The sequence below is a fragment of the Streptococcus sp. LMAG:39 genome, assembly GCF_008680485.1.
Classification (GTDB): Bacteria; Bacillota; Bacilli; order Lactobacillales; family Streptococcaceae; genus Streptococcus; species Streptococcus pasteurianus.
Map to the genome: position 1 here is coordinate 724,878 of NZ_NALE01000001.1, position 16,149 is coordinate 741,026.

Sequence of the window (16,149 nt, forward strand, 5' to 3'; positions counted from 1 at the left end):
TAGACATGAAAAAGTTTTTCGCCGTTTTAACGACTTTTCTAGCAACATTTTTACTCGTTGCTTGCCATAATACATCATCAACTTCAGATAATACCGAGTTATCTAGCATGCCTAAAATTACTGGATTTTCTTATGAAGGAGATATTCCTAAAAATCCTCAAAAGGTCATTAATTTTGCCTACTCATACACAGGTTATTTATTAGAACTCGGTGTCAATGTTTCAAGTTATTCACTTGATTTAGAAAAAAATAGCCCTTCTTTTGGTGATCAATTAGCTGAGGCTGTCCAATTAACATCAGATGATACCGAAGCTATTGCTACCCAAAAACCAGACCTTATCATCGCTTTTTCAACAGATGAAAATCTTGATGATTTGAAAGCAATTGCTCCTGTTTTAGTCATTGAATACGGTAAAAGTGATTATTTGGAAATGATGACTAATCTCGGAAAAGTTTTTGATAAAGAAGATGAAGCCCAAGAATGGCTTGATAACTGGGAAACTAAAACTGCTGAAGCTAAAGAAGAACTGAGTCAATACATTGATTCATCAACGACTTTTACGGTTATGGATTTTTACGACAAAGATATCTACCTTTATGGTAATAACTGGGGACGTGGTGGTGAGTTGATTTATGATTCGCTTGGTTATGCTGCACCACAAAAAGTCCAAGATGATGTTTTCCCTGCTGGCTGGTTTGGCATTTCACAAGAAGTTCTTGGAGATTATATCGGAGACTACGTTGTTCTTAATGTTAGTGACGACACTAAAGAAGCGGCAGCTTCCCTAAAAGAAAGCGATGTTTGGAACAATATTTCTGCTGTGAAAAATAATCACGTTTTAGAAGTTGATGAAAGCCTCTTCTACTTCTCAGACCCAATGTCGCTTGATAAACAGCTGGATGCTTTTGTATCAGCAATCAAGCAAGCTAATAGTTAAACTCATTTACCAGCTGAGAACTGCCTGCAATCCATACGCTAGGTAGTTTTCGCTGATTTCTCTGAAAGGGAAAGACAATGAAACAACTGTACCTTCTTTTTCAAAAGAATAAACGTTTAAGAGCGTGGCTTCTTTTTTTCAGCCTATGTTTTCTTTTTATCCTTGGTTGGTATTTAAGCCTTCGCTTTGGTGCGGTAGCTTATTCTAATGCTCAATTAATGAGTGTTTTTAGACACCCTTTAACTGATTCTAACTTACAAGATGTGATTTTTGATTTGCGGCTTCCAAGAACCATTGCTGCTATTTTAGTTGGGGCTGCCATGGCACAAGCTGGTAGCATTATTCAAGGCGTTACTCGTAATCCTATTGCTGACCCTGGTTTGCTTGGCATTAATGCTGGCGCTGGTTTAGCCTTGATTGTAGGTTATGCCATTTTTGGTAGTATGCATTACAGTTTGATTTTAATCACTTGTCTGTTTGGTGCGATTTTAGCTGCTATTTTAGTATTTGGAATAGCTTATCATCCTCGAAAAGGATACCAACAACTTCGACTCATTTTAGCAGGTGCTATGATTTCAACCCTATTTTCATCACTTGGTCAGGCAATAACGCTGTATTTTGATTTGTCAAAAGCAGTTATCGGTTGGCAATCTGGTGGCTTAGCACAAATAAATTGGAAAATGTTGGGAATTATTGCGCCTTTTATTATCCTTGGATTGCTATTAGCGCAGCTTTTTGCGCGTCAATTAACCATTCTAAGTCTTGATGAAACAGTTGCTAAAGCTCTGGGGCAACGAACTTTTGCCATGACCATGACTTTCCTTGCTATTGTGGTTATCTTATCGGCTGCCGCCGTGGCTCTTGTTGGCAGCATTGCATTTGTCGGGCTTATCATTCCTCATTTTATCAAAATGTTTGTGGCGAAAGATTATCGGATTATCCTTCCTTTAACAGCATTTGCTGGGAGCACTTTTATGCTTTGGGTCGATTTGATTTGCCGTACAATCAATCCGCCAGCAGAAACGCCAGTTAGTGCGGTTGTTAGTATTGTTGGCTTACCATGCTTTCTGTGGTTGGTGCGAAAGGGGGAAAATTTATGACATCTGGAAAGAAAGTAGCTTGTCATTTCAGTGTTCTCATTTTTCTGTTATGTCTTATTTTCCTGCTATCCTTATCTCTAGGATATGCTAATTCCTCACTTCTAGAGGTTTGCAAGGTCTTTTTAGGAAAATCAGATGCAACCATGTCTTTCATTGTCACGCAAATCAGACTGCCACGCATTTTGGCTTGTATGCTCGGTGGCGGTTCGCTTGCCATGTCAGGTGTGTTGCTTCAAACACTCACTAAAAATCCCTTAGCCGATTCAGGTATTTTAGGAATAAATGCAGGAGCTGGGCTCGTGATTGCGATTATGGTTGGGCTTTTGGATGTTACCAATTCCATGATGATTGCGCTTATGCCATTTTTAGCCATGTTAGGTGGTATTCTGACCATTTGTACTGTTTATTTTGTTTCACGTCAGAAAAATCAGCCGATTAGTCCGACACGCCTTATCATTACAGGTGTTGGGATTTCTAGCTTGCTTTCAGGCATCATGATTTCAATCATTGCTAACCTTGATACGAGTAAGACGGATTATATCGTCTCATGGCTAAGCGGAAAAGTAAGTGGTGGCAATTGGCAGACATTGATGATTTTAGCACCGCTGCTATTAGTCACTTGGCTACTAACTTACAGTCGAAGTTATGCACTAAATATTATGAGCCTTAACGAAGAAACAGCTATCGCTTTAGGTTTAAATCTAAAACGAGAACGTCTCTACACACTAATACTCTCGACTGCCTTGGCGGCGCTTAGTGTTGTTCTTGTGGGCAATATTACATTTATCGGTCTGCTTGCTGGTCACATCACGCGCCAATTATTAGGAAGCGACCACCGCATCAGCCTTCCGTCTAGTCTGCTCATCGGAATGATTATCTTTTTAATCGCCGATACAATTGGACGTGTTTGCTTAGTTGGCACAGGAATTCCAACAGGACTTGTCGTTGCCGTTATCGGAGCTCCTTATTTTCTCTATCTAATGATAAAAACAACGTGAATTGTCCAATGGACTTAACTCGATTTTTAATTTTCAGGCTCATGAAAAACCTGTCCACTGGACAGGTTTTTTAAGCTTTACTGGTAAAAATCAAGTTTTCTTTGTCAAAAAGCATGTTCAATTCGTACTTCCCTTGGTCATTTTTTCGGATATAATCCAATTTTTCCAACGTTTCTACAAAAATATCTGGGCGTTTTTGGGCAACTTCGTCCTTACGACCAAATTTTAACAAAAATGTTGTCATATATTTCAAAGCGTATTGTGGATTGACGTCTCCAAGCAAGTCATACAAAGGTTCTTGCGCTTTAGACATTGGTAAATTATCTGCTAATTTGAAGAAATAATTTGACAAGGTTAACTCACTACGAGCGATACTTGTTTTTTCAACAAGCACCAAATCATTAGCCTCATTTGTCAAACGTGTTTCAAAAGTCAGAGCCATCAAGTCCTCATAGATAGCACTTTGGTCATCTACAAAAAGTTGACTGTCTAAACTAACATTTTCTAGGCTATCAAGCAAGTCAAAACCAATCGTATAGCGTTTATTGTCACGAATAATGTAGCCTGCTTGCACGTATTCCTCAATCAAACGGTCAATTTTGGGAACTTCTGGAAAGTTTGCCTTGATTTGGCGTAAGGTCACATCATCTGTTTGATAAAGAAAATTAATCAAGTCTTGAAAAAAAGCTTGTCTGGTTAATTTATCTGGATTACAAATGTTAATCATGTAATTCTCCTAAATACTGCAAATTCTCGGACTGTGCCAATTGACTAGGGTTAGTCCCAGATTGATTTAACGGAACAGCCACTCCAAGCTCATCATAATATTGCTGCCAAAACTCAGAAATCGTATGCTTGTCATCACCAAACTGCATGGGAATCGTTTCAAAAATCGGCAAAATATCCGCAATATATTGTGAGCAATAATAAGAACCATTATCTGGATAGAAACTGTGATTGTAAGGTCTGCCCAGCAAATGCTCCGCTGCTACCTGAACCTGATCAGCCTTAATCCTAGGATAACGGTAAACAAAAATCCTATGCTGCTTCGTTTTCAAAAATTCCCTTAACTGCTGTTTAATGACACCTTTATCCTTGGTCGCGTGATAAATCATTGAGTCAAAATAAATAGCAACGTGGCTATATTGTCCAGTTGCTTTCTGGATAGCTTGCGACATATCGGAAATTCCGTACATAAAAAGCAAATCGCCAGCTCGCAATTCTTGAATATTCATAGCTTTATTGTAACAAAAAACAAGAATGACTGCTATAAGAAGATAAACTTCACTTTTTAATAAGTTTTTATCTTTGAAGAATTTTTGAGGTCTATGCTATAATGCCAGTATGAAAATATTAATTCCTAACGCCAAAGAATTACATACCAACCAAGATGCTTTTCCAAGCCAACCATTATCTGCCCAGAGCCAAGCAGTGCTCAAAACCTTACAAGAATACCCCGCCGAAAATTTGGCTAATTTCTACAAAATCAATTCAAGTAAAGCTGACCAAGAATGGACACGTTGGCAACGTCTAGCGGATAAACAAGCCAAAACCTATCCCGCATGGCTATTATATGACGGTCTCATGTATCGGTATATGAAACGAACTCAGGTAACCGAAGCGGAGCGACATTATCTTGATAACCACCTTCGTATCGCTACTGCCTTATACGGTTTAATCAGTCCCATGACGTTAATCGCACCACATCGCCTTGATTTTCAAGGAAATCTCAAGATTGACAACACATCATTAAAACAATTTTGGAGACAACAATACAACGAAGAAGTCCAAGATGACGAACTCATCATTTCATTACTGTCATCAGAATTTGAGCAAGTTTTCTCTCCAAATATCCGCAAACGCATGGTTAAAATTGTCTTTATGGAAAATAGAAACGGAAAGCCAAAAGTTCATTCAACCATTTCTAAAAAAGGACGTGGTCGTTTGGTCTCACTAATGGCTGAAAAACAAATTGAAACCATTGAGCAAATCAAACACCTAACCTTTGACGGCTTCCAATTCTCACCAGAATTATCCAAAGACCAAACCCTCACCTTTATCCGTGATCAAGAATAACATCCCAAAAATAAAAAGCAAACCAATCAAATTAACGATTGGTTGGCTTTTGTTATGTTAGGATTTACCGAAATAACATTATTTCATCAAAAAATAAGTAATGAGTGCAATAAGAAGTCCTATTACACCTTCTATCTTTTCTCTTTTTGACGTTTTTGAAAGTGTAATCTCCCAATGGTTTCCTTTTTTATGATAGAGTATTTTTTCGTCTGTCATATTTCTTTTCCTTAACTTCTCCAAAAAAGACGACTCACGTCGCTTTTTTATTATCCCTTATTAATTAAGCGTTGAAGCTCTCTGTTAATTGTGGGACAACTTGTTTTTTACGTGAAACAGCACCTGCAAGGAATGCGTGGTTGTTTTCAAGTTTGAAGTTGAAGGCAGCTTCAACTTTGTCAATGTTTGAACCAAGTGCCAAGATTTCTGAGTTTGAGTTAAGAATATCAGTAATCATAAGTACAAAGTCAGAGTAACCATTTGCAGTATTTGCTGCTGTAATAGCTGCTTCGATTTCTGCTTGGCGTTCAAGAACTTCGTTAATATCAACTGTGTTAACTTGTGCTACACGAACTTGGTTTCCATTAAGTTCAAATGTTTTAGCGTCAATGTCAATCAATTCTTCAGCAGATTTTGTTGCCAAGTTTGTACCAGCTTTAAGCAATGCCAAACCATATTCTTCAAGGTTTACACCTGCGATTTCTGCCAAGTCAGCAGCAACAGCTGGGTCAGTTGAGTGAGTTGTTGGTGATTTAAGAAGAAGTGTATCTGAAATCAAACCAGACAAAAGCAAACCAGCCATTTCTTTAGGAATAACAACGTTATTTTCTTTGTATAGGCGGTAAACGATTGATGAAGCTGAACCAACTGGTTCTAAACGCATGTAAAGTGGGTTAGCTGTTTCAAAATTTGCAACACGGTGGTGATCAACAACTTCGATAACTTCAACGTCACGAATATCAGAGATTGATTGTTGGAATTCGTTGTGGTCTGTCAAAATAACTTGGTCAGCCCCTTCAGCTTTTGCTGATTCAACAACACGTGGTGCTTCTACGCCAAAGTAATTCAAAGCGAAAGTTGTTTCTTCATTAGGTGTTCCAAGAGCAACAGCTTCAGCATCAACACCAAGTTCACGTTTCAAATAAGCATAAGCAACTGATGAACCGATAGCATCAGAGTCTGGATTTTGGTGACCAAAAACTAAAATTTTAGACATGTTTTCTACCTCATAATAATTATTTATTCTTATTTTAGCAAAATTTAAAGGAGATAGCAAAGTCAGTAGCTGCTTTTATCGCAATAATAACACAAAAAGAGCACCTTTATCACTAATTATTGTTAATTACTGATAAAAATGCTTTTACTTTAGTCTTTTTCTGTCGTGTTTTGTTTGAAATCATTGCTGATGTTTTCGACATCTGGCATTTCATTATCAGAAGAATCGTCCTTAGCGGCTTCTGCTTTTGCAGTTTTTTCTTGCTCTAAGGCTAAGCGTAACAAGCGTTCTTCTTCTTCACGATTTTCTTGATTGCGGATAGCTTCTTGTTCTTTGCGATAAGCCATGTACTTTCGGCTATTATCCACAATATGCAATTTCTTCACACCTTTGACGAGCAAACGCCAAATAAATGTAATAAGCGATTCAATCAAGAGTAAGATTTCAATCGCAATGACACCAAGTAAACTCCAAGCCATAAAAAGCGTCACCAATAATTGAGAAAAAATTTTTTTCAGATTACCTAGGTCATTATTATGGATAGACAATGTTTCTAGAAAAAGGTTCAAGATACCTTGTAATAGCCCAGATTTTACAGACTTGTCATCATCTAAATCAAAAGTCGCCTCATCTTGATTTGGCAAGACAAGGACAATGTCCCCGTCTTGAATATAGTCAACCTTGTCTCCTAGTTTTATGTCAAAATCAAATAAATCACGCGCAAGCTTTTTTATTTTTCCGTCTTGCATCAAGTAAACGAATTCGTCGTCAAATTTTAAAACTTTGTAACTGTTCATAGATTCCACCTTATGCTAGAGCTTACCAAAGTTTCAAGCTAATGTCAATATTTTTACTGATGAATCCGTTTCATGTATTCGGTGTAAGATTCTGTATGCATCAGGTCTTTGGCATTTTGCACACGTTCTTTCGTTGGAGGTTTAACGCCCTCCAAAGTATATGGAATGCCAAGCTCATGCCATTTAAATTCACCCAAGGTATGATAAGGAAGAATTTCAAATTTATCCACATTTTTCAACGTTGCGACAAATTTACCAAGTTCAACCAAATCATCATCAAAATCAGTTAATCCAGGTACCAAAACGTGACGAATCCAAATAGGAATACCCTTATCAGATAAATAACGCGCAAATGCCAAAATATTAGTATTTGGCTGACGTGTCACAACAATATGTTGTTTAGGATTAATTTCTTTCAAATCTAAAAGAACCAAATCTGTTACTGCTAACAATTTATCCACAATTTCATGGTATTCTGGTGTGTCACGAAAAGCAAAACCACAAGTATCTAGCGTGCAATGGATTCCCAATTCTTTTGCTTTTGTGAAAAGTGCTGTGACAAATTCAATCTGTAACATGGCTTCACCACCTGATACGGTAATGCCACCATTGTTTCCCCAGAAATGCTTGTAACGCAAAGCTTCAGCCAATACATCATCAACTGTGCGTTCTTGCGATTTATTGGTTTCCATAGCCCAAGTGTCTGGATTGTGGCAATATTGACAGCGCATCTTACAGCCCTGCATAAAAATTACAAACCGAATCCCTGGACCGTCCACAGAGCCAAAACTTTCTGTTGAGTGAATCATCCCAGTTACTTTTCCGTAATCAATTTCAGTCATTTTTTTCTTCCTTTGTAACCGTTTTTTCTGCTTTCATTATAACATTTTCTAAAGGAAAAAGACTAAGATTAGCTTAGTCTTCTTCAATACTCTGTTCTATATCAGAAAAAATAACTTTCAGTTTTGTAACACGTCCATCTTTAACTTTATCATTTGTCAAAGCAAGGTGTTTTTCTTTCGTATCCACTTCAAATGTTTCACGACTATCTTGGTCCGGAATATTTCCCACACCAGTTAGGTAGTAACCAGCAATAGTATCCACATCATCACTTTCAAGATCGACGTCAAAATAGTCATTAAATTCGTTGATGGTCATTGTCCCAAGAACAATATAAGTATGTTCACCAATTTCACGGACAAATTGCTCTGCTTTATCTGTTTCGTCGTCGATTTCTCCGACGATTTCTTCAAGCAAATCCTCAAGTGTGACAATACCTGCAACGCCACCATATTCGTCCAACAAAATTGCCATTTGATTTTGGGTATTTCTCAATTGGCGTAACAAATCGTCCACAAAAATCGTTTCTGGAACAAAGAGCGGTTCTTGCAAAATCTTACGCAAGACAATATTGTCAAAACCATCACGGAAACCAGCGTCCAGCAGGCGTTTGGTGTGAAGTACACCAACAATCTTATCCTTATCATCATCATAGACAGGAATACGTGAAAAATTCTGTTTGAGAATTTCTTGAATATTTTCTTGTGTATCATCATTGATGTCAATCATGAAAGCGTCTGTTCTTGGAACCATAACTTCACGCGCCATTAATTCGTCGAGCGAAAAGATACCTTGTAACATCTCAATTTCTTCAGCATCTAGAGTTTCTTCACTATTTGACAGCATGTATTCAATTTCATCACGGGTCATTTTTTCGTCCGCATCATCAAATTGCATTGGCGTAATACGTGAGAGAAGATTGGTTGACGCTGATAAGAGCCAAACAAAAGGACTAACAATTTTTCCAAGAAAAATGATAACAGGGGCAGAGATAACAGCCAGATTTTCCTTGAGATTCATGGCAATACGTTTTGGATAAAGCTCACCAAGAACAATGGAAATATAGGTCAAAAAGACAAGGGAAATAACACTACCTGCTGTCTGAGCCCAAACAAAATCTCCAAACCAAGACGCAATAACACCCCCAAGAGAGGCAGATAAGCTAGCCCCCTGTAAGAGACTGATAAAGGTGATACCAACTTGAATCGTTGATAAAAAATTATTAGGATTTTCCAAAACAGACAATAGACGAATGAATTTCTTATCGCCTTCTTCTGCTTTTTGTTCAACACGTGAACGATTAAGGGAAACTAATGCCATCTCAGAAGCTGAGAAAAAAGCATTTAGCAAGGTCAAAATTAATAATAAAACAAATTGCAAAATTAAATTCTGACTGGGGTCTTCCATATCAATTCTACTCCTATTCTTCAAATATCTATTATGGTAAGATTTTATTCTCCACGACAAAATAGTACAGTAATTACATTATAGCATATTTTTGCATTTATGTAATAGGCAAACAGCTCTATCAGCTGTTAAACTGAAGAAAAAGTCTTTTTGATACTTTCCTTAGATTCCTCGCTCTTCAATTTCTAGGCTTAAACCTCAACCATCCACTAGAGGCTTTGAACCATCGGCAGTCCTAACAATTCAGTAGACTGTTAGAGGAAACCAAAAAATTCCCAATCTGAAACCTTAAACAATCTCCCAGATTGTTTAAGCGGCACAAAGTATCGTTTTATTGGGGACAAGGATCGCAAATAATTCTGAAATTAAACGGAAGTAATAATTACTTATAACTTATTTCGGTTAAAAGTAGATTTATTTACATTCTGATAGCTATATCATCCATATTTTACATATGCCAAACTAAAATATCAAAATTTTCAGAAAAATGATATAATAATTATTAAAAACACATGGAGGTCTCCAGATGTTACAAGTAAAACTAAAAAATGTCAGCTTAGAACGTCAACATAAATTATTATTAAAAAATCTTAACTGGGCAGTTAACAAGGGGGAACATTGGGCTATTTTAGGATTGAATGGTTCTGGTAAGACAACACTTTTAAAGCTTATCATGGCTGAATATTGGAAAACAGACGGTGAGGTGGAAGTCCTAGGAACACCATTTGGTGGTACTGATATTAGCGATATTCGTACCAAAATTGGTATCGTTGGCTCATTTATTGCTGAGCGACTTCCAGCAAATATGCTTGCCGAAAAAATCGTTTTGACTGGGAAATACAAATCAAGCATTCTTTACAAAGAATACGGTGAAAAAGAACTTGATGAAGCACGACAAATGTTGATTTCAATTGGTGGCGAACATCTGCTTGGACGTATTTATGCTAGTCTGTCACAAGGTGAAAAACAACTGCTCCTTATCGCACGTAGTTTAATGGAAAATCCTGAAATTTTGATTTTAGATGAGGCTACAAGTGGGCTTGATTTGTTTGCGCGTGAAAAACTATTGACACAGATTAAGCAAATCACAAGCCTTCCTAATGCTCCAACAATTCTCTACGTAACACACCATGCCGAAGAAATTACACGATCAATAACTCATGTCTTGTTGCTGAAAAAAGGAGAAATCATTGCCCAAGGTCCTAAAAATGATGTTTTGACTGAGGACATTTTAACCGATTTCTATGACCAAACCGTCTCAATCATCCCACTAGGCGACGAACGCATTTACATCAAACCTGAATTTAAATCATAACAGTAAAACCCCTAGGACATTTTTGTTCTAGGGGTCATTTTATAATAAAGTAATTATATGGTAGTGTTCCATAGTCATCTTTTAACGAATAACTTTCGAGTTTATTGACATTGCGGCGTAGGAAGGTTGCGTAGCTTGATGTAATGTCTCCACGCATTTCATATTCAGCAATCACTTTACGCTCAAGATAATACCCTCGCAACATTTCATCAATATTATCAGGTTTCATATGAGCAATGACACGTTCAACAAAGACGCCCGATTCAATGATATTAGCTTCTTGTAGGCGTGACCTTTGAAGAAAGCCAATCAGCTCAGAATTATAAATGCCTTCCAAATCTTGTAACCCTTCTAACACCAGCTCCGTATTGCTTAAATAAAGCTCTGTCAAGCGGTCACGGTTATCTTCTGTCAATTTAATTTCGCGTGATTTTCCAGAAAGAAAGTGACGGATAGTCGGCCAAAAACTAAGGCTTTCACGAACTAAGCGACGAATCACTCGCATGCTAATCGTGAAGAAATAACTAAACGTTGAAATAAAACCGCGATTAATCTGACGTTCCAAATTTTGCAAATAACGTTGATACAAACGGTATTCAACTAATTCTATTTTGCCTTCTGAAAAAGCATGCTCTAAACCATCGCTTTCAATTCCAAGAATCATCAAGCGCAAGTAAGCCAATTCTTTTTTGACAATAGTCGGCTCTTGTTCCAAAATTAAGTGCTCAATACGCCCATTGTAATTATCAATGGCTGCATAAAGTGGACCTTTGTTCTTGACTTCTTTTAAATCTTGCTCCAATGTCTTAACCACTTCATTTAAAATAGCAATTTGAGTGACATAATCGGTAGTATCAGTATCATCAGAGTTTTGTGCCAAGTGTGGTAAAACAAATACTCCAATTAGAAAACTTAACAAAGTCACCGCTGCTACAGTAAATAAAATCAAGCTATAGGCGTAACTTTCAAACTGCGGCAATAGCAAAATTGTCGCGATTGATACCGTCCCTTTCACACCAGAAAAAGTTAACAGTAAAACCTCCCTCAATAGTGATTTACTGAAACGTTTTTCTTTACGATAATGGAGAATATAATAAAGCCCAACCATGACAAATCGAACTAAAAAGAGCAAAGCTGTCACGATTAACACAATCGCCGCAAGACGATAATTATTAACCAAAGGATTGGTCAAAGCAGGCTCAACAATACGTGTCAATTCATAGCCAAAAACGATAAAGACAAAGCCATTTAAGATGAAGCTGACCGTCTCCCAAATAATCTGGCTGACACGGTCCACCTCAGCATCAAATAAGCGAATTCGTTTGAAGCGACTGGCTTGTGATAATCCAGCAATCACGACAGCAATGATACCCGATACACCAAAAAGACTGGCAACAAAGTATGACACAATCGGCAATGATAATTCCAATAAGAGAGCCCCTGTCACATCAGCGACGTCAATTTTTTCAAGAAAAGCCATGACTCCTCGATTTAACAAGGCAAAAAATAGCCCGACCAACATTCCACCAATAATTGCCCAAAACAGACTAAAGCTCGCAGTAAGCAAAGAAAAGGCTCCAGTAGTCAAAGCCGTCACAGCAAATTGGAAAGAAATCAAACCGCTGGCATCATTCAAAAGCCCTTCTATTGTCAAAATGGATTCGACTCGCTTTGGAAATTTAAACCGTTTTGCAATTGATAAAAACGCAACGGCATCTGTCGGAGCAAGCGCTGCTCCCAAGGCAAAACTAGCAGCCAAGGGGACATCAACAGGCAATAACTTACCAGTCACATAACCAACTGTCAGCATTGTTATCAAAACAGTTGGCAAAATCAGATAAGCCACAATCGACTTGTATTTGACAAAGGTCGTCACATCACTTTCTTGCCCCTCTCTAAAATTAAGCGGTGCAATTACCAAAGCCAGAAATAGCTCTGAATCTAAAGTGAGTGTCGTCTCTTTTGCTAAAACACCCACCAAAATTCCCAAAACAATTTGGATAAAAGGTAAAGGCAATTTAGGATAAAGACGATTAATGACGTTGGAAACAATAAGCATTAATAAAAATGCTATAACAAGGATAGAACTCTCGATAAACCATCACTCCTTATCGTTGTTTTTGGCGGCAATAAACAGTAAAACGTTCTTTTTGCTTGGCAATTTTTTGATCAATAGCCGTAACATCTTTACGATCACGAAGTCGTACGCAACGTTCTTTTTCAAGACTAGCTAACTTTTTCTTAATTGTCAAGATTTTCTCTGCATCTTCTTCTGACAACTTGGCACACGGTTTAGTGTTTGCGTCATCTAAATATTTTTGATGCATTTGATGTAATTTTTCACGAACCGCTACGGTTTGCATAATGCTTAACTCTCTTTCGACTGTTTTAATTTTTCAATCATCACTAAAAATGGTGGTTGATTAATTTGGTTTAAAGGTTGATACAGCATGGCGGTAAAAAGCCTTTGGTCTAGCTGATTGACATATTCTAGCACAGCATCTTTTTCCATGTCGCCACCCTCATGTCCATAGTAAATCATGATAGCTAAGCGACCACCAACCTCAAGCTTTTCTAAAATTTTCTCCACAGCAATCAAGGTTGTGTCAGGTTTAGTGATAACCGTTTTATCAGCACTTGGCAAATACCCTAAATTGAAAATAGCTGCGCGAATTGGTTGATTCACATAATGGTCAATATGTTGATGCCCATCCAAAATTAAATGAGCGTTGTGAATTTCTTGTTTTTCTAAACGTTCTTTCGTGCTTTGCAAAGCTTGTTCTTGCACATCAAAGGCATAAACCTCTTTAGCATGTTGGGCAAGAAAAGCTGTGTCATTGCCATTTCCCATGGTCGCATCAACTGCGATAGCTTGTTCATCCAAAACTTCTGCTAAAAAATCATGAGATAAATGCAAAGGACGTTTTATCATAACACGACCTCCTTATTTTCTAGCTTACACCCTTGATAAGAACCACGGCGTTCCATTTCTTGATCAATGGCATTTAAGACTTCCCATTTTTTAAGACTCCACATTGGACCAATGAGCATATCGCGCGGAGCGTCACCTGTAATACGATGAATAATGATATTTTTAGGAATAATCTCCAGTTGGTCACAGATGATATTAACATATTCTTCCATACCCAGCAATTTTAAACGCCCTTCATGGTAATCACGTTGCATTTTCGTACTTGTCATCAAATGCAATAAATGAAGCTTAATCCCGTCAATTTCATTATCTGTCACACAACGTCTGACATTTTCAATCATCATGTCATGCGTTTCGCCAGGCAGACCATTAATCAAATGTGAAACAATCTCAACTTTTGGCGCTAACTGACGCAAGCGTTTAACCGTTTCAACGTAAAGGTCATAAGTATGCGCGCGATTGATGATTTTGGATGTTTCATCATAAGTTGTTTGCAAACCAAGCTCAACCGTTACATGCATACGCTCAGAAAGCGCAGCAATATAAGCAATCGTCTCATCTGGCAGGCAGTCTGGACGCGTACCAATATTGATACCAACCACCCCAGGTTCATTAATGGCTTGCTCATAACGCTCACGAATGACATCTACGGTATCATGCGTATTTGTGAAATTTTGAAAATAAACCAAGTATTTCTTAACATCTGGCCATTTGCGGTGCATGAAATCAATTTCTTTGTAAAATTGGTCACGAATTGGTGCATCAGGAGCAACAATCGCATCTCCTGAACCAGATACAGTGCAAAATGTACAGCCTCCATGTGCGACCGTACCATCTCGATTTGGACAATCAAAGCCCGCATCGATAGGAACTTTAAAAATCTTCTCCCCAAAAATCTGACGATAATAATCATTTAAAGTATTATAACGCTTTTTCATAGCTTATATTATAACACTTTCCCAAAAACAAACAAACTCTTATCACTTGTCGTAAGCGTATTCTTAGCTATAAAAGAAACTGGGATGACCCCAGTTTCTTTTATTCTCTCATTCTAATTTTTTCACTCTTGTTTTCCTTGAAAGCGCCATTCAAAGCGTTTTTTGTCATAAAATGGATAGGTTGCGGCTACGATAGTAAATGCTAGTAACCAGCCTCCCAAAATATCAGACGGATAATGAACCCCTAAGTAAATTCTTGAAAGTGCTGTTGTCAAAGCAATAACCACAACTAAAACTTGTAAGCAACGTTTAAGTATCATCTTGGTTAAGTGTTGTTCCATAATCACAACCAAACTCAAAGCAACGACCATGGTTGCCGCACAATGCCAACTAGGAAATGATGGTCCCATTGGCTTTGGAATAAAGTACTGGATACTTGGGCGCGGACGATTGTAAAGGTATTTAAAACCTGTTGAAAAAATACCCATTAACACTAAATTTCCAGCTAGCAAAATAGCCTCTGCTTTCCACTTTTTCCAGAAATAAAATACAAAAGCAATGGCAAAGACATAAACAAAGATAAAAACTTCGTGTCCAAAATTCGTTACGATTTTAAAGAAAGTTGTCGCATTGGCAGGAAGGTCGCCACGAACACTTGTTTGAATGCTTGAGTCAATTCCAGCCAAAGTCTCAGGAAAGAATTTGACCAAATAGCCTAACATCATAAAAATGACAAGGAAAAATGAAGCTCCTACAAGATAATTTTGTTTATGTTTCATATTACAATACCTTTTCTATCAAAATGTCGTAAGTCTATTATACCTTAGTTAGTTTTCAAATCCCAGATAAATCCTCGAAAAATCTGTGGCAAAATTGTAGGAATTTATCATTCTAAACAGTTTACAAAATCATCAAAAGGCTTCCAGCCACAATCAGCAAACACCCAAGCATTGACTTTAAAGTTAGCTGTTCATTTAGAAAAATGAAGGCTAAAATCAAGGTGATGACAACACTTAATTTATCTATCGAAGCTACTTTTGAAGCGTCGCCCATTTGTAAAGCGCGATAATAAAATAACCAAGAAACACCAGTAGCAAGCCCAGACAATATCAAAAACAACCAACTTTTTCGGCTAATATCACCAATACCACTCTGAGCATTTGTGATAAAGACTATTCCCCAAGCCATGAAAACCACGACAACTGTTCTGATAGCTGTCGCTAAATTTGAATTGACACCACTTATCCCAATCTTAGCTAAGATAGATGTTAACGCAGCAAATACTGCCGATAAAATCGCAAATAAAACCCACATCTATTTTCCCTCATTCCACTTAAACTATAACATTTTTGAGCGTAAAGCAAAAGCCAACACATTGTTGGCTTTTAGAGTATAGACAAACCACTTTTAATCCAAAATAGGTTACAAATAATTATTTTCTCTGTTTATTTTAGAATTATTTGCGAATTTTGCTCCCAACAAAACAATACTTTGTACCGCTTAAACAATCTGGAAGATTGTTTAAGGTTGCAGATAAGAGAAATGACGTCTCGGAAGTTTTAAGAATTCCTTGGTTTCCTCTAACAGTCCACTGG

The 16,149-nt window shown here is 37.5% G+C and carries 18 protein-coding genes; 5 read left to right on the plus strand and 13 right to left on the minus strand.

Annotation, left to right across the window (positions count from 1 at the left end; genetic code table 11):
• The first annotated feature begins 5 nt into the window (after nucleotides 1-5).
• The 3 genes from CCC20_RS03470 to CCC20_RS03480 all read left to right on the plus strand — a co-directional run bounded on the left by CCC20_RS03470 (nucleotide 6) and on the right by CCC20_RS03480 (nucleotide 3,036).
• Nucleotides 6-938 carry an ABC transporter substrate-binding protein gene (locus CCC20_RS03470; protein WP_270619607.1) on the plus strand — a complete coding sequence of 311 codons (933 nt, stop codon included), beginning with the start codon at nucleotides 6-8 and terminating at the stop codon, nucleotides 936-938.
• Nucleotides 939-1,015: 77 nt separating this feature from the next.
• Nucleotides 1,016-2,038 carry a FecCD family ABC transporter permease gene (locus CCC20_RS03475; protein WP_003066047.1) on the plus strand — a complete coding sequence of 341 codons (1,023 nt, stop codon included), beginning with the start codon at nucleotides 1,016-1,018 and terminating at the stop codon, nucleotides 2,036-2,038.
• Entirely contained in the window at nucleotides 2,035-3,036 is a 1,002-nt protein-coding gene (locus CCC20_RS03480) for a FecCD family ABC transporter permease (RefSeq protein WP_013852170.1), read from the plus strand. Before CCC20_RS03475 ends, CCC20_RS03480 begins: the two co-directional genes overlap by 4 nt.
• 70 nt (nucleotides 3,037-3,106) lie before the next feature.
• On the opposite strand, the gene CCC20_RS03485 is transcribed toward CCC20_RS03480, so the two are convergent.
• Nucleotides 3,107-3,763 (minus strand): DUF1803 domain-containing protein, encoded by a 657-nt coding sequence (locus CCC20_RS03485; RefSeq protein ID WP_003066051.1) that lies wholly within the window; start codon nucleotides 3,761-3,763, stop codon nucleotides 3,107-3,109.
• Nucleotides 3,756-4,271: a YiiX/YebB-like N1pC/P60 family cysteine hydrolase gene (locus CCC20_RS03490; RefSeq protein WP_003066053.1), complete on the minus strand. Its 516-nt coding sequence runs from the start codon at nucleotides 4,269-4,271 to the stop codon at nucleotides 3,756-3,758. The genes CCC20_RS03485 and CCC20_RS03490 overlap by 8 nt, the downstream gene beginning before the upstream one ends.
• Before the next feature lie 109 nt (nucleotides 4,272-4,380).
• Between CCC20_RS03490 and yaaA the strand changes: the two genes are divergently transcribed.
• Nucleotides 4,381-5,112 (plus strand): peroxide stress protein YaaA, encoded by a 732-nt coding sequence (gene yaaA, locus CCC20_RS03495; protein WP_003066055.1) that lies wholly within the window; start codon nucleotides 4,381-4,383, stop codon nucleotides 5,110-5,112.
• Between the two features lie 78 nt (nucleotides 5,113-5,190).
• Here the strand turns inward: yaaA and CCC20_RS03500 are convergent, their stop codons facing one another.
• The 5 genes from CCC20_RS03500 to CCC20_RS03520 form a co-directional block, all read right to left on the minus strand.
• Nucleotides 5,191-5,328 (minus strand): hypothetical protein, encoded by a 138-nt coding sequence (locus CCC20_RS03500; RefSeq protein WP_003066058.1) that lies wholly within the window; start codon nucleotides 5,326-5,328, stop codon nucleotides 5,191-5,193.
• A 64-nt stretch (nucleotides 5,329-5,392) separates the two neighbouring features.
• Nucleotides 5,393-6,325, minus strand: coding sequence for a manganese-dependent inorganic pyrophosphatase (locus tag CCC20_RS03505; RefSeq protein WP_003066060.1), 933 nt, complete (start codon nucleotides 6,323-6,325; stop codon nucleotides 5,393-5,395).
• A gap of 149 nt (nucleotides 6,326-6,474) precedes the next feature.
• Nucleotides 6,475-7,122 (minus strand): hypothetical protein, encoded by a 648-nt coding sequence (locus tag CCC20_RS03510; RefSeq protein WP_003066062.1) that lies wholly within the window; start codon nucleotides 7,120-7,122, stop codon nucleotides 6,475-6,477.
• A 53-nt stretch (nucleotides 7,123-7,175) separates the two neighbouring features.
• Nucleotides 7,176-7,964 (minus strand): pyruvate formate-lyase-activating protein, encoded by a 789-nt coding sequence (pflA, locus tag CCC20_RS03515; protein ID WP_058692447.1) that lies wholly within the window; start codon nucleotides 7,962-7,964, stop codon nucleotides 7,176-7,178.
• A 73-nt stretch (nucleotides 7,965-8,037) separates the two neighbouring features.
• Complete coding sequence (locus tag CCC20_RS03520; RefSeq protein ID WP_003066066.1) at nucleotides 8,038-9,369, minus strand: hemolysin family protein; 1,332 nt, start codon at nucleotides 9,367-9,369, stop codon at nucleotides 8,038-8,040.
• A 526-nt stretch (nucleotides 9,370-9,895) separates the two neighbouring features.
• On the opposite strand from CCC20_RS03520, the gene CCC20_RS03525 reads away from it, so the two are divergent.
• The gene (locus CCC20_RS03525; RefSeq protein ID WP_003066068.1) at nucleotides 9,896-10,684 is read left to right on the plus strand and encodes an ABC transporter ATP-binding protein; all 789 of its coding nucleotides are present in this window, start codon (nucleotides 9,896-9,898) and stop codon (nucleotides 10,682-10,684) included.
• 34 nt (nucleotides 10,685-10,718) lie between these two features.
• On the opposite strand, the gene CCC20_RS03530 is transcribed toward CCC20_RS03525, so the two are convergent.
• The 6 genes from CCC20_RS03530 to CCC20_RS03555 all read right to left on the minus strand — a co-directional run bounded on the left by CCC20_RS03530 (nucleotide 10,719) and on the right by CCC20_RS03555 (nucleotide 15,868).
• Nucleotides 10,719-12,743 (minus strand): cation:proton antiporter, encoded by a 2,025-nt coding sequence (locus CCC20_RS03530; protein ID WP_003066070.1) that lies wholly within the window; start codon nucleotides 12,741-12,743, stop codon nucleotides 10,719-10,721.
• Between the two features lie 49 nt (nucleotides 12,744-12,792).
• Nucleotides 12,793-13,047 carry a hypothetical protein gene (locus CCC20_RS03535; RefSeq protein ID WP_003066072.1) on the minus strand — a complete coding sequence of 85 codons (255 nt, stop codon included), beginning with the start codon at nucleotides 13,045-13,047 and terminating at the stop codon, nucleotides 12,793-12,795.
• A 5-nt stretch (nucleotides 13,048-13,052) separates the two neighbouring features.
• Nucleotides 13,053-13,616 (minus strand): tRNA 5-(aminomethyl)-2-thiouridylate-methyltransferase MnmM, encoded by a 564-nt coding sequence (gene mnmM, locus CCC20_RS03540; protein WP_003066074.1) that lies wholly within the window; start codon nucleotides 13,614-13,616, stop codon nucleotides 13,053-13,055.
• Complete coding sequence (gene mnmL, locus CCC20_RS03545) at nucleotides 13,613-14,554, minus strand: tRNA modification radical SAM protein MnmL/YtqA (protein WP_003066076.1); 942 nt, start codon at nucleotides 14,552-14,554, stop codon at nucleotides 13,613-13,615. The genes mnmM and mnmL overlap by 4 nt, the downstream gene beginning before the upstream one ends.
• Nucleotides 14,555-14,676: 122 nt before the next feature.
• Nucleotides 14,677-15,333 carry a phosphatase PAP2 family protein gene (locus CCC20_RS03550; protein ID WP_013852171.1) on the minus strand — a complete coding sequence of 219 codons (657 nt, stop codon included), beginning with the start codon at nucleotides 15,331-15,333 and terminating at the stop codon, nucleotides 14,677-14,679.
• Between the two features lie 121 nt (nucleotides 15,334-15,454).
• Nucleotides 15,455-15,868 (minus strand): EamA family transporter, encoded by a 414-nt coding sequence (locus CCC20_RS03555; RefSeq protein WP_003066080.1) that lies wholly within the window; start codon nucleotides 15,866-15,868, stop codon nucleotides 15,455-15,457.
• Between the last annotated feature and the right edge of the window lie 281 nt (nucleotides 15,869-16,149).

Excerpts from the sequence above, each read along its gene's own strand:
- CCC20_RS03470 (WP_270619607.1), top strand. The coding sequence starts at position 6 with ATGAAAAAGTTTTTCGCCGTTTTAACGACTTTTCTAGCAACATTTTTA.
- CCC20_RS03510 (WP_003066062.1), bottom strand. The coding sequence starts at position 7,122 with ATGAACAGTTACAAAGTTTTAAAATTTGACGACGAATTCGTTTACTTG.
- CCC20_RS03520 (WP_003066066.1), bottom strand. The coding sequence starts at position 9,369 with ATGGAAGACCCCAGTCAGAATTTAATTTTGCAATTTGTTTTATTATTA.
- CCC20_RS03475 (WP_003066047.1), top strand. The coding sequence starts at position 1,016 with ATGAAACAACTGTACCTTCTTTTTCAAAAGAATAAACGTTTAAGAGCG.
- CCC20_RS03555 (WP_003066080.1), bottom strand. The coding sequence starts at position 15,868 with ATGTGGGTTTTATTTGCGATTTTATCGGCAGTATTTGCTGCGTTAACA.
- CCC20_RS03525 (WP_003066068.1), top strand. The coding sequence starts at position 9,896 with ATGTTACAAGTAAAACTAAAAAATGTCAGCTTAGAACGTCAACATAAA.
- CCC20_RS03485 (WP_003066051.1), bottom strand. The coding sequence starts at position 3,763 with ATGATTAACATTTGTAATCCAGATAAATTAACCAGACAAGCTTTTTTT.
- mnmL (WP_003066076.1), bottom strand. The coding sequence starts at position 14,554 with ATGAAAAAGCGTTATAATACTTTAAATGATTATTATCGTCAGATTTTT.
- CCC20_RS03550 (WP_013852171.1), bottom strand. The coding sequence starts at position 15,333 with ATGAAACATAAACAAAATTATCTTGTAGGAGCTTCATTTTTCCTTGTC.
- CCC20_RS03490 (WP_003066053.1), bottom strand. The coding sequence starts at position 4,271 with ATGAATATTCAAGAATTGCGAGCTGGCGATTTGCTTTTTATGTACGGA.
- yaaA (WP_003066055.1), top strand. The coding sequence starts at position 4,381 with ATGAAAATATTAATTCCTAACGCCAAAGAATTACATACCAACCAAGAT.
- CCC20_RS03530 (WP_003066070.1), bottom strand. The coding sequence starts at position 12,743 with ATGCTTATTGTTTCCAACGTCATTAATCGTCTTTATCCTAAATTGCCT.
- pflA (WP_058692447.1), bottom strand. The coding sequence starts at position 7,964 with ATGACTGAAATTGATTACGGAAAAGTAACTGGGATGATTCACTCAACA.
- CCC20_RS03505 (WP_003066060.1), bottom strand. The coding sequence starts at position 6,325 with ATGTCTAAAATTTTAGTTTTTGGTCACCAAAATCCAGACTCTGATGCT.
- CCC20_RS03480 (WP_013852170.1), top strand. The coding sequence starts at position 2,035 with ATGACATCTGGAAAGAAAGTAGCTTGTCATTTCAGTGTTCTCATTTTT.
- CCC20_RS03500 (WP_003066058.1), bottom strand. The coding sequence starts at position 5,328 with ATGACAGACGAAAAAATACTCTATCATAAAAAAGGAAACCATTGGGAG.
- mnmM (WP_003066074.1), bottom strand. The coding sequence starts at position 13,616 with ATGATAAAACGTCCTTTGCATTTATCTCATGATTTTTTAGCAGAAGTT.
- CCC20_RS03535 (WP_003066072.1), bottom strand. The coding sequence starts at position 13,047 with ATGCAAACCGTAGCGGTTCGTGAAAAATTACATCAAATGCATCAAAAA.